General features: G+C 56.9%; 8 protein-coding genes. 2 read left to right on the top strand and 6 right to left on the bottom strand.

All coding sequences use genetic code 11. From position 1 onward, the window contains the following. Positions 1 to 147: 147 nt before the first annotated feature. Positions 148 to 942, bottom strand: a complete 795-nt coding sequence (locus tag CSQ89_RS10230) for a thymidylate synthase (RefSeq protein ID WP_099406060.1) — start codon at positions 940 to 942, stop codon at positions 148 to 150. 239 nt (positions 943 to 1,181) lie between these two features. Between CSQ89_RS10230 and CSQ89_RS10225 the strand changes: the two genes are divergently transcribed. Next, positions 1,182 to 2,282 (top strand): extracellular solute-binding protein, encoded by a 1,101-nt coding sequence (locus CSQ89_RS10225; RefSeq protein WP_099406059.1) that lies wholly within the window; start codon positions 1,182 to 1,184, stop codon positions 2,280 to 2,282. Positions 2,283 to 2,350: 68 nt separating this feature from the next. Here the strand turns inward: CSQ89_RS10225 and CSQ89_RS10220 are convergent, their stop codons facing one another. Continuing rightward, on the bottom strand, positions 2,351 to 3,250 hold the full coding sequence (locus tag CSQ89_RS10220) for a LysR family transcriptional regulator (RefSeq protein WP_099406058.1): 900 nt from the start codon (positions 3,248 to 3,250) through the stop codon (positions 2,351 to 2,353). A 102-nt stretch (positions 3,251 to 3,352) separates the two neighbouring features. Here CSQ89_RS10220 and CSQ89_RS10215 point away from each other — a divergent pair, with 102 nt between their 5' ends. Further along, complete coding sequence (locus CSQ89_RS10215; RefSeq protein ID WP_099406057.1) at positions 3,353 to 4,390, top strand: NADP-dependent oxidoreductase; 1,038 nt, start codon at positions 3,353 to 3,355, stop codon at positions 4,388 to 4,390. Positions 4,391 to 4,467: 77 nt separating this feature from the next. Here CSQ89_RS10215 and argS read toward each other — a convergent pair whose 3' ends face one another. The 4 genes from argS to glnE form a co-directional block, all read right to left on the bottom strand. Continuing rightward, positions 4,468 to 6,183, bottom strand: a complete 1,716-nt coding sequence (argS, locus tag CSQ89_RS10210; protein ID WP_099406056.1) for an arginine--tRNA ligase — start codon at positions 6,181 to 6,183, stop codon at positions 4,468 to 4,470. A 180-nt stretch (positions 6,184 to 6,363) separates the two neighbouring features. Beyond that, positions 6,364 to 7,674, bottom strand: coding sequence for a 3-phosphoshikimate 1-carboxyvinyltransferase (gene aroA, locus CSQ89_RS10205; protein ID WP_099406055.1), 1,311 nt, complete (start codon positions 7,672 to 7,674; stop codon positions 6,364 to 6,366). Between the two features lie 127 nt (positions 7,675 to 7,801). Beyond that, positions 7,802 to 9,937 (bottom strand): AsmA family protein, encoded by a 2,136-nt coding sequence (locus CSQ89_RS10200; RefSeq protein WP_099406054.1) that lies wholly within the window; start codon positions 9,935 to 9,937, stop codon positions 7,802 to 7,804. A 201-nt stretch (positions 9,938 to 10,138) separates the two neighbouring features. Continuing rightward, positions 10,139 to 12,841, bottom strand: coding sequence for a bifunctional [glutamate--ammonia ligase]-adenylyl-L-tyrosine phosphorylase/[glutamate--ammonia-ligase] adenylyltransferase (gene glnE, locus CSQ89_RS10195; RefSeq protein WP_099406076.1), 2,703 nt, complete (start codon positions 12,839 to 12,841; stop codon positions 10,139 to 10,141). Positions 12,842 to 12,980 lie beyond the last annotated feature (139 nt).

Genomic DNA, 12,980 nt, shown 5'->3' with positions numbered 1-12,980 from the left:
AGCTTAGAACCTCGTCTAAATTCTCGCGAGCTAAGGCAACATCAGGCGGAAACAGCTGAGGAAGCGGAGTTTACGAATGGTAAATGAGCATTCCGAGGGTGTTTTCAACGCCATATTGCCGACGCGCAGCAGACTTTAGACAGGTTCTTAGACGGCCACAACGCCCTTGATGGCCGGATGGCTTTCATACCCCTCGAGCACAAAGTCTTCGTATTTGAAGCTGAAGATATCTTTCACTGCTGGATTTAGCTTCATGGTTGGCAATGCCAAGGGCTGGCGCGACAGCTGCAATTGCACCTGTTCCCTGTGGTTGGAATAGATATGGCAATCGCCCCCCGTCCAGACAAACTCACCAGGCGCAAGGCCGCAGACCTGGGCCACCATTAGCGTCAGCAAAGCATAGGAAGCGATATTGAAGGGTACGCCAAGGAAGAGGTCGGCCGAGCGCTGGTAAAGCTGGCAGCTCAGTTTCCCATTGGCGACATAGAACTGGAAAAAGGCGTGGCAAGGTGGCAATGCCATGTGGTCGATTTCACCCACATTCCAGGCCGAGACAATCAGCCGGCGTGAGTCCGGCGTGCGTTTGATTTGCTCGATGACCTGGGAAATCTGGTCGATATGCCGCCCGTCCGCCGTGGGCCAGCTGCGCCATTGCACACCATAGACGGGCCCGAGGTCGCCATTGGCGTCAGCCCATTCGTCCCAGATGCGTACGCCATGTTCTTTCAAATAGGCGATATTGCTATCGCCCCGCAAAAACCACAGAAGTTCATGGATGATGGATTTGAGATGGACTTTCTTGGTGGTGACCAGCGGAAAGCCTTGCGATAGATCAAAGCGCAGTTGGTGCCCAAACACCGATTGCGTGCCGGTGCCGGTACGGTCGGTTTTCTCGGTACCGTGGTCAATGACGTGCTGCAGTAGGTCTAGGTAGGCGCGCATGAGAATAGTTACCGGGAAAAGCCCGCTATCTTATCTTAAAAATGTCAGGGTGACTTAGGCTGCGGCAAGCTACAAAAAGTGCCGCAAAACGGGCGAAAATATTCCCATTCCAAGCTTTTTGCATGGTGTAATACGAGCCGATAAATCTAGCGCTCAAGCGCTTGGAACCGCTAATAATAAAAGATGGGTGGGGCAGTTTATCCACTATCGTTCAACGCTCTTCCGGAGTTCAAGTTCTCATGGCTCAGTTCCGCATCAAGCCGACCTTGCTCGGCACCGTGATTGCTCTGTCGTCTGTTGTTGCTGCGCATGCTGCAGGTACGGTGAATGTGTACAACTATAACGACTACATCGCCCCGGATACGATAGCCAATTTCGAAAAGGCATCGGGGCTGAAAGTAAAGTACGACTTGTTTGAAAGTGTGGAAACGCTGCAGTCGAAGTTGTTGACGGGCAAGTCGGGCTATGACGTGGTTTACCCGTCAGCGGATTATGCGGGCAAGTGGATACAAGCCCAGATTTTCCAACCTATCGACAAGACCAAACTACCTAATTTGGGCAACCTGAACCCGGAGTTCTTGAAGAAGTTGGAGACGGTGGACCCTGGCAATAAGTTCTTGGTGCCTTATATGTGGGGCACCATGGCGTTTGGCATCAATGTCGATAAGGTCAAGAAGGCATTGGGTAGTGAGCCGATGCCGGCTGACCAGTGGGAGTTGGTGTTCAACCCCAAATACACCAGCAAGCTTAAAAGCTGTGGCATTTCGTTTATCACTATGACGAAGAATCTGTTCGCCATGGCCAACATCTACAACGGCAAGCCGGCGAATGACTTTTCCAAGGCCAATGTGGCTGCCTCGTTGGAAACCCTGAAGGCAGTGCGTAAGGACGTACGCGTGTTTAACGACTCGCCCATTGACTTGCTGGCCAATGGCGATGTGTGCGTGGCCATGGCTTACAACGGTGACGTTTACATTGCGCGTGATCGTGCTGCCGCCGCCAAGAAGCCGCAGAATGTGGAGTATATGGTGCCGGCCAAGGGCACCATCATGTGGCTGGATGTGATGGCGATTCCGAAGGACAGTAAGAATGCAGACAACGCCCACAAGTGGATCAACAACATTCTCGACCCGAAGGTGGTGGCTGCGATTTCGAATACGGTGAGTTACGCCAATCCGAATGCCAAGGCTACGTCGCTGGTGGATAAGAAGATTAGCAGTGACACCAAAATCTACCCCGCTGCTGAGGCATTACAGAAACTGCAACCCTTGGCAGTGATAGATCAGCCGACGCAAATGACGTTGACCAAGGCGTTCAATCAGTTCAAGACAGCCAAGTAAGTCAGGTTCCTCCAAAAAAACGGTCGAATTATCTCGGCCGTTTTTTATTGTCAGCAGACGGTATCAGTTCATCCGTTAACGCTCAGGTGCTCATCAATGAACTCAATGAAGGCTGCTGTTTTGCGGGGTAGCCATTTGCGGGCAGGATAGACCGCGTAGATGGGGAAGCCGGGAGTGGGACGGTACTGTGGCAACACTTCCACCAGCGAGCCGCAGGCTATCTCTGATTCGAGCAGGAATCGGTCGAGCAAGACGACGCCTATGCCACGGACGGCAAGGCGCACCAGCGCTTCGGTATCGTTGAGAGTGATATGGGGCTGAATCTGGACCTCAATCTGCTGCGAATCTATATCGAATGCCCATTTATCCATTCGTACCGCTGCCTTGCCGTAGGCTAAGCATGTATGCGTGATCAGGTCGGCAGGGGAGGCTAGCGCACTGGCTTGCGCCAGATAGGTTGGTGCGGCGGCGAGTATGCGGGGGTTTTCGCGCAAGGGACGCGCGATAAGGCTTGAGTCCGGCAGGAAATGCGAGTGGCGCAGCGCCACGTCGATATTCTCTGCAACCAAATCAATAAAGCGGTCCTCAAATTCCAGTTCCAGTTCAACTTTGGGATGGCTGCGTAAAAATGCATCAATGACGGGCAACAACGCTACGCGGCCAAACCCCGATGAGCACGATACGCGTAATACCCCCATGACCTCGCCGGTGTAGGTCTCGGCGTAATTTTCCAGCATATCGAGCGACTCATCGATCTTCTGTGCCTCAAACCACACCATCGCACCGGCATCGGTCAGGTGCAGCTTGCGTGTATTGCGGTAGAGCAGGCGCATGCCGAGTTGTTGTTCAAGCTTGGCAATGGCGCGGCTGACTGCCGATTTATCGATTTTCAAATGGGCAGCGGCGCGGCTGAAACTGCCAAGCTGCGCGACGCGAGAAAAGATCTTGAGTAACTGTGGGTCGATCATCGTTGTCAGTTTGGCAACAATCTATTGAGATGCCAACGACTGTCAGGATACCGCACACAAAACTAGACTGGGCACCGTACTTAAACGACGGAGTAATAACCCATGCAGCGCGAATCTTCAGCAGTTGTTTCCAGTGAAATCCGATTGAAGTCCCGCCCAAGCGGGCTGCCAACCTTGGAGAATTTCGAGTTGGTCAAGGTACCGGTCCCTGCGCCCAAAGCGGGTGAGGTACTGGTGCGTAATCTCTGGATGTCGGTGGACCCTTATATGCGTGGCCGCATGAACGAAGGGCAGAGTTATATCCCGCCATTTGAGTTGGGCCGTGTGCTTGAAGGTAGCGCAATCGGGCAAATTGTCACGTCAAATGTCCCCGAGCTGCAAGCGGGTGATTATGTGACCAGCATGTTTGGGTGGCGTGAAGCCTATGTGGCAGCAGCGACCAGTGTCCAACGCCTCGACGTTACGCCTTCTTTGCAAGTTCCACTTGAATCTCATCTTGGCGCACTTGGCGTCCCTGGCTTGACGGCATACGTGGCATTGTTTCGCATCGCCAACTTGAAACCCGGAGAGCGCGTGTTTATTTCCGGTGCCACGGGTGCGGTTGGCGCTGCTGCTTGTGCTTTCGCTAAGGCGATGGGTTGTTATGTTGTAGGAACAGCCGGCAGCGAGGAAAAGCGTGCGTGGACGGAACGGGTGTTGGGTATTGATGCCGCCATCAATTACCGCGCGCCGGATTTCGACAGCGCAGTCGCCCGTGCTTTTCCCGATGGCATCGATGTCTATCTGGATAATGCAGGCGGCGAACAGTTACGCGTTGCGCTTGATCACATGCGCGAATTTGGGCGTATTGCCTGTTGCGGCATGATCGACCAGTACAACGATACTGTTCCCAAGTCGGGACCTGCCAACTTGTACAATATTGTGACGCGCAAGTTGCATATGGAAGGCTTTATCGTGATGGATCACTTTGATCTGACCGAACGCTTCCAGCGGGCTGCGGCTGATCTGGTGCGTGCAGGCAAGCTCAAATGGCGGCATACCATTGCGACCGGCCTTGCAGCAGCGCCGCAAGCGCTGATTGATCTCAATAGCGGTAAGAGTTTTGGCAAATCGCTGGTCAGGTTGAGCCAGATGGCGTGATCCACTCAGTAAAACGGCCGAGTTATCTCGACCGTTTTATAACGTATTGATCAGACAAAATCCGCTAACTGTAGGGCCTACATTACTTCCAGCACCTGAATGCCCAACAAGTCCAGGCCAGTCTTGAGCGTATCGGCAGTCAATGCGCAAAGGCGTAAGCGGCTGGTATTGGCCACGCCGTCTTGCAGCACCGGGCAGGCTTCGTAGAAGCGCGAGAACGCGGTGGCGACGTTGTAAAGATAGGCGCACAGGAAGTGCGGCTGGCTGTCGCGTGCCACTTGGTGGATGACGTCGGCAAAACGGACCAATTCCAGCGCCAATGCGTGCTCGGCGGGCTCCGCTACGCTGATGTCCACGTGCCGGTCCCAGTCGCCGACCTTGCGGAAGATGCTTTTGACCCGGGTATAGGCAAACAATAAATAAGGCGCTGAATTACCCTCGAAGGACAGCATGGCATCCCAATCAAAGATGTAATCGGTATTCCGATTCTTTGATAGGTCTGCATACTTCAGAGCGCCAATACCAACAACTTTGGCAATGTCCTTTCTACTAGACTCGTCTAGCTCAGGTCTTTTCTCAGTTACTAACTTAAATGCACGCTCAACCGCTTCGTCGAGCAGATCGCCTAGCTTGACCGAGTCGCCCGAGCGGGTTTTCAATGGCTTGCCGTCCGGCCCCATGATGGTGCCGTAGGCTATATGTTCGAACTGCGCATCTTCGGCAAGGAAACCAGCCTTGCGGGCGGTGGTAAACAGTTGCTGGAAATGCAGACCCTGGCGGGCATCCACCACATACAGACAGCGGTCGAGCTTCAATTCACGTGTACGGAAGCGGATGGCCCCGAGGTCGGTAGTGGCATACAGATAGCCCCCGCCTTGTTTCTGCACAATAAACGCCGCGGGCTCGCCATCTTTGTTCTTGAATTCATCCAGGAAGACGACCTGTGCGCCTTGGTCTTCAGTGAGGAGGCCGCGTTCACGTAGTTCGTTCACCAGCACAGGCAGATCATCGTTGTAGAAGCTTTCACCCCTTACATCGCCATTATCCAGCAACAGGCCCAGCTTTTGGTAGATAGCGTTGCAATGGGTGAGGGAGATGCTGACAAATTGCTTCCATAAGGCCAGCACATCGGTATCCCCCCCTTGCAGCTTGACCACGTATTCACGGGCGAGGTCGGCAAATGCAGGGTCTTCGTCGAAGCGCACTTTCGATTTTTTGTAGAAGGTGTCGAGGTCTTTCAGCTCGAAATCGCCATCACCGGTTTTGCGCGACTCAGCCATGTAGGCCATCAGCATGCCGAACTGGGTGCCCCAATCTCCCACGTGGTTTTGGCGTAAAACTTCCTGGCCGACAAAGTTTTGGATGCGGGCCAGGGCGTCGCCAATGATGCCGCCACGCAAGTGGCCGATATGCATTTCCTTGGCTAGATTGACGGACGAATACTCCACCATCACCTTCTGGCGTGGCAGGTTTTCCACGCCAAGTTGGGCATCGCCGAGGGCAGATGCGACCCGGGCAGCCAGGAAACTATCGGCCAGCTTGATATTGATGAACCCAGGTCCGGCGATCTCGAGGCTGGCGGCAATGCCAGCGAGGTCAACCGCATCAATGACGTTTTTCGCCAGTTCACGCGGGTTGAGCTTGAGCGCTTTTGCAGCGCCCATTACGCCATTCATCTGGTAGTCGCCGAATTCAGGACGGCCTGCTGGTTGGACCAGGGGCTGGGCATTGGGGGCACCAACTTGCGCCAGGGCGGTGGCGAAACGGACGTTCAGGAGGGGAAGCAAGGACATAGGGTCTACAGCCATGCCGTATCGCGCCGCCATGCCCCGGGGAGAGTGCGGGGCGAGCGGAGCAACGGCGGAGAAAGTTCAGGCGGCGTCCCCTCACCCTAGCCCTCTCCCGAGGGGAGAGGAGACGAGCCGCAACGGATTAATCGGCAATTCTACCGTTGCGGACCGTGTTGGGCCAAATCAACGCGCAACCCGGGCCAATACCTCGAAGTACTCTGGAAAGGTTTTGGCGACGCATTTGGGGTCGTTGACACGAATCGGCGTGCCTGCGACGGCTACCAGCGAGAAGCACATGGCCATGCGGTGGTCGTCGTAGGTGTCGATCACGGCATTGGGTACGAGGGCGGCAGGCGGGGTGATGCGGATGTAATCTGTGCCTTCCTCGACCGCCGCGCCCACCTTGCGCAACTCGATGGCCATGGCGCTGAGGCGGTCGGTTTCCTTGACGCGCCAGCTGGCGACATTGCGGATGGTGGTCGTGCCATCGGCGAATAGCGCCAGTACGGCAATGGTCATGGCAGCATCAGGGATATGGTTCAGGTCGGCATCGATGGCCGTGAGCTTCTTGCCACGCGCCACGATGGGGCCGGTAGCCTCAATCCAATCCTCACCCATGGCGATCAACGCGCCCATCTGGGCGAGGGTCTCGGCAAACTTCACATCGCCCTGGATGCTGCTGTTGCCGACGCCTTCAACCCGCACTGGGCCACCGCCAATCGCCCCTGCCGCCAGGAAGTACGACGCCGAGCTGGCATCGCCTTCTACCCGGATGGTCTTGGGACTGTGGTAGCTCTGGCGGGCAGGCAGGTGGAATTCGTTCCAGCCGCGACGGTCCACATGCACGCCAAATCGGCGTAATAGATTGAGGGTGATCTCGATATAAGGTTTGGAAATCAGTTCGCCGACCACTTCGATGCGGGCGTCCTCGCCACCGAGCGGCAGGGCCATCAACAGAGCTGTAAGGAACTGGCTCGATACATCACCGCGCACCTGGGTATGCAACCCGGGTGTGACATCGTGTGGGTTCTGCCAGGGGCGGATGCGCAGGGGCGGGTAACCTTCCTGGCCCAGGTAATCAATTTGTGCACCCAGTTTGCGCAAGGCATCGACCAAATCGCCGATGGGCCGCTCGTGCATGCGGGCAACGCCCTTAAGCGTGTAGTTGCCGTCCATCAGCGCCAGGGCCGCAGTCAAGGGGCGAAAAGCGGTGCCGGCATTGCCCAGGAACAGCTCGCCCGACTTCACCGGGAAAGCGCCGCCGACGCCATGCACGACATAGTCGCGCTCCGTTACTTCTTCCCACTCCACGCCCAACGCCTGCAAGGCTTCCAGCATACGGCGAGTGTCGTCGGAATCCAGCAGGCCACGCACCTCGGTGGTGCCATGCGCAAGCGCGGCCAGCAAAAGGGTACGGTTGGAGATGCTCTTGGAGCCAGGGAGCCGAATGGTGCCGGCGGCGGTGCTGCAAGGGGAAAGGTCGAGGTGTTCCATGTGTGGCCAAGCGTAATGTTGCACTGCGATGGGTGGTCTGTGAGTGTAGCTGCTGCGGGACCATGCTGGAAGCTGCCGTGCGCGAAAAGCCGCAGGGCGGACTGTATGCCCGCCCTGGTTAAGCACTTTATTTGAAGAGACTCTTCAAGCCCTTCTTGATGGCGTCGTTGGCCTTTTCCTTCAGTTCTTGCTTCACTTCGGCTTTTTTCTCTTCCAGTTTCGCACCGGCATTTTCTTTCAGTGCGGCGCTCAGGTCGAGTGAATAGCTGGGGGCGGCGAAACTGCCCTTGATGCGTACCGGAATGGTCAGCCCGCGTAGGTCTTCGCGGTTGGCGCCGTCCTGGCCCTTGCTGGTGGCCACCAGGGCAGCCTTGATCAGATAATTGACGGTTTCGCTCTTCAGGTCGGCTTCGCCTTCGCCGCTTACCCGCACCAATGGTGACTTGATGCTCAGGTCTTTGTTGCTGGCGACGCCATTGTTCAGCATCAAAGAAGCAGTGAGTTCCGTGAAATCAGTCTTCTCACTTTGGCTGCTGGCGATGGTTTTTTCTCCGCCCTGGAAACTGGCCAGGCTGGCTTTGACATCGCGCAGGGTCTTGCCGATGTTGATGCCTTTGAGTGCGCCGTCAGTCAGCTTGGCGTTCAGGCTGCCGCTAAGGCTGTTTTTCATCGCCACGGCATCACTGCCTTCCACCGCAAGGTTGCCCTCAACGAAACCACGGCCTTCCAGGCGGTCGAAATTGGCAAACTGCTTGAGTACGGTATGAATATCCACGCCGGTCAGCTTGGGTTTGATGGTGATGCGCGGGCTGGCGCTGGCGGTTGCCGTGGCGCTGGCGTCGATGTCGCCGCCAAATGCCTTCATGCTGGCGGTGGGGATGACCAGCAGACCGTTTTTTGCGCTGACGGCGACGCGCACATCGCGTGCATCAATCGGCGCCTTCTTCAATTGGCCGATGCTGATGCGACCGTCGATATTCAGAGTCTTGAGTGGCGACAGATCAATCTTTGCCGGTGGTGCGCCGGCTGCGGCGACACTGGTAGGCTTGGGCGGAACGATATAGCGGTCCAGATCGATAGCGTCTGCCTTCAAATCGAAGCGCACAGACGGTTGGTTGAAGTCTTTGACGGCAGCATTCAAGGTCAGGCCATTGCCATCAAGCTTCCCGGCCAACGCGGTATCGATGGCTTGCGACTTGAGGCCAATAGTCAAGTGCCCCGTCAAATCCACCGGCGCGGCTTTGGCTGGGCCAGCGGTGATGTCGCCCTTGATCGCCAGGCGAGACAGGCTCAGCGCCAAGGTTTCCACATCCAAACCCAGTGGGCTGCTGATGGACAGTTTGGCTTCAGTGCCCGCTTGTTTGGCGTCCAGATCAAGCGCCAGCGAATGGGCTGCGATCAGCTTGGTGTCGCCCGACAAGCCTTCGAGTCTGACCTTGGCATCTATCTGCCGGGCCGCACCGGTTAGCACCGCGTCTAAGACAACTGCCTCGGCGCTGGCGGCCTGGCTGGCGAGGTTGAGCTTTGGTGAGCTCAGATTCAGCTTGATGGTATCGGCAGCCAATTTGCCATCGACGCTGGCCTTGAAGTCATCAAGCTGGAAGCGCTTGGCGTCGGTGTCCATATCAAGCTGGTTCAATTTGGCGGCAAGCTGTACATCCAGTTTTGGTGCGCTGAGCACCGCATGGGTGCTGAAGTCGACATTGCGTGCACCTTTGATGGTCAACCCATCGGCTGCGAGGGCCAGATCGTGCAGGCTGATCTTGCGGTGGTTCTGCTTGTCATCGAAATCCACGGTTACCTTGTCGATGCGGATACGCGATACATCGAAATCCACCGGTGAGCTTTCGTCAGGCGGCTCGTTTTTGCTGAGCAGGTCGGCAAAGTTGAATTGACCATCGGCTTCGCGCAGCAGCTTGACGGATGCCCCATGCAGTTCGATGGCGTCGACAATGACCTTTTTACTCAAAAGCGGCCAGAACTGCAGCGACACGCGCGCATCGCTGACCTGGAGGAACTGCGCATCGGCATTCCGTTCGGACAGGCTGACATCGGAAAGCGTGGCGCCGATGCTGGGGAAGATCGAGAGTTTGATCGGGCCATTGAGTTTCAGGGTGCGCTGTTTTTCCTTCTTGACCAGTTGTTCAAGCTGCGGCTTGAGTGAATTGGGATCGAAGGTCGCGGCGATATAGGCAACAGCGACCCCACCCAGGGCCAATACACCGCCGGTGCCGTAGAGTGTGTATTTGACAATCTTGTTCATCTATCTGCGTTCCTAAATGATTACTTGATGGTCTATCGCCACAAGGTGTGAAGGCGGCAAGTCCAGTTAATGAAAGTCTGCTGTGCGCCAGCAATACGAGTTTGAAATCACGCTTGAAATGCGCATTTACCACGCGTAAACGCCACTTCCCCTGTTGTTTTTGCCTTGTCTTGCCCTGGCTTGCAAGACTTCAGACCGGTTCTAACCAAATACCACGTGCCAGAGGCTGCGCACGGCTTCGCAATAGGGTGCTACGGCAGCCAGGGCGGCTTCACTGGGTGCGGTGCCATCCAGCCGTTCTTTATGCTGTAACTCGCGCAGGCGGCGGTAGGCTTCTTGTGCATCGCCTGCGAGGTTCGATGGCACCAGCCCAGCCTCGGCCGCTACCCGAAGTAGTGCGATATTACCGCTATTGGCAAGTAGGGCGGGATGGGGGTTTGCGTAGGCCAAGACTAGATATTGGACGATGAATTCCACATCAACCAAGCCGCCGCGCAGGTATTTCACGTCGTTTGGCTTGGCTGGATGCGTGGCTAACATCTTGTCGCGCATGGCGACGACGTCCTCCGCCAGTTTGGTGGGGCTACGCTGTTGGCTGAGGATGTCGCGCCGTACGGTTTCAAACTTGGCGCCAATATCTGCGTCGCCTGCGGCAAAGCGCGCGCGGGTCAGCGCCTGGTGTTCCCATACCCAGGCATGGGTCTGCTGATACTGCGCCAGCCCTTCCACGCTCGATACCAATAAGCCTGAGGCACCGTTGGGGCGTAAGCGCAGGTCGACTTCGTATAGGGTGCCTGCTGCTGTAGCGGTATTCAGCCAACTGATGATGCGGCGGGCCAGCTTGGCGTATTTTTCTCCGGCTTCCGGGTCTTCATCCTCATAGACGAAGATGAGGTCGAGGTCAGAGGCGTAACCGAGTTCCTTACCGCCCAGCTTGCCGTAGCCGATGGCGGCGAAGGTCGCTTGTTGCTTGTGCTTGCCGGGCAGCTCGGCCCAGGCGCGTTCTATAGTCACAGCCAGAATCAAGTCGGCCAGGTCTGATAGATGGTCAGAAAGGGTGGTCAGGCTGTATTGGCCGGCGAGGTCCTGCGCGCAAAGACGGAAGACCTGCTGGTGCTGGAAATGGCGTAGCACATCCATCTCGGCTTCCTGGTCGTCGCCCACGGCGGCAAGGTCGTCGCGCAGTTGCTGGCCCAGGCGAGGCCAGTCGGGCGGGCTGTACAGCATGCGCGCGTCAAGCAACTCATCAAGCAGAATCGGATGGCGATGCAGGTAGTCGGCAACCCAGGCGCTGGCACTGTGCAGAGTTGCCAGCCGGTTGAGGGTTTGCGGGTGTTCGGCCAACAAAGCCAGATAAGACTCGCGCCGACTGATGGTTTCAAGAAAACGTAGAATACGCGCCAGCGTGGCGTCGGGGTTGCGCTGATGGGCGGCGACCTCGATCAGCGGAGGAATCAGGGCATCAAGCCGGCGACGACTCTTGTCTGCCAGACTTTGATAGCGCCCGCCTTGGGCAATGGCGGCCAGTTGTCGTTCGATTTCGATAGGGGACTGATAGCCCAGCGTCGCCAGCCGCTCACTGACGGTCTGACCATCTGCAATGCCCAACCAAACGCCGGCGAGTGGATGCACCGCTTCCCCTTCGGCTTGCGGTAGGGCAAAGACCAGTTCGAAGTGACGAGCAACCGTCGTGCGGTGTGCATCCAGCGCTGCTATGAATATCGGCCAGCTGGCGTAACCCATGCTCTGGGCAATGAGCGCCTGGTCCGCCTCGTTGGTGGGCAACATCTGGGTCTGGTTGTCGTCCTGGTATTGCAGGCGGTGTTCCAGATCACGCAAAAACACATAGGCAGCGCTCAGTTCCACCACCGTCAGGGCTTCCAGCTGTCCCATGCTTGTCAACTCCCCCAGTACCTGGCGGGTGGGGCGGATGCGCAGGGCAGGGCGGCGACCGCCCCGGATCAACTGAAAGACCTGCGCGATGAATTCCACTTCGCGGATACCGCCGGGCCCGAGCTTGATATTGTCGGCCATGTCGCGACGGGCGACTTCACGCTGGATTTGGCCGTGTAGGTCGCGCATCGAGGCATAGGCGCCGTAATCGAGGTATTTGCGATAGACGAAGGGCGTTACCAGCTGCATCAGTCCGGCTGCATCGCCACCCAAAGGATGCGGGCCTGCCACTGCGTAGCGCCCGTCTTCGTCGGTAATGGCACGCCCCTTGATCCAGGCATAGCGTTCCCATTCGCGCCCCTGGGTCAGCAGGTAGTTTTCCAGCGAAGCGAAGCTCGACACCAGCGGCCCGCTATCCCCGTAGGGTCGCAACCGCATATCGACCCGGAACACAAAGCCATCGGCAGTGACGTCATGGATGAGGGCGATCAGCCGCTTGCCGGCACGGCTGAACCATTCCTGATTGGAAATAGGCCGCGGGCCATTGGTATCGCCATCCTCGGGATAGACAAAGATCAGGTCGATATCACTGGAAACATTCAACTCACGCCCGCCCAGCTTTCCCATGCCGACTACGATCAGCTGCTGTATTTCACCGCTTTCTGCGCCGATTGGCATGCCGCGGCTTTCATCAGGACGGGTGACGCATTCCAGGGCAGCCAGAATCGTCACTTCGGCCAAATCGCTGACGGTGGCGATCACCTCATCCAGATGGGCAAGTCCCAGCAAATCCCGACAGAAGATACGTGCCATGACGGCTTGGCGCAGTTTGCGCACGGCCACCTTGAGCGCAGGCTCGTCGAGCCCTGACGGCAACAGGGACTCCATGTCGGCACGGCTGAAGGCCCTGTGTAATGCTGCTTCGGTAGCGGTGTGTAATTCCGGTTGAGCGGCAAATAGTCGTTGTAGATAGCGACTATGCTTCAAGGAGGCGGCAAGTGTAGGTGGCATGGCGCAATTAATTTCTGATGTTACGCAGTGCATACGATAACCTGTCGCCATGAAGAACAAAGAACTCGATTTGTACACCGACTATTTGCTGAGCACGTTTGGTGCGGCGACAGCAACGGGCTTGTCGGCGATGGTAGGT

The organism is Chitinimonas sp. BJB300 (assembly GCF_002735695.1).
Taxonomy (GTDB): Bacteria; Pseudomonadota; Gammaproteobacteria; order Burkholderiales; family Chitinimonadaceae; genus Chitinimonas.
This window is presented reverse-complemented; position numbering and strand designations above follow the sequence as displayed.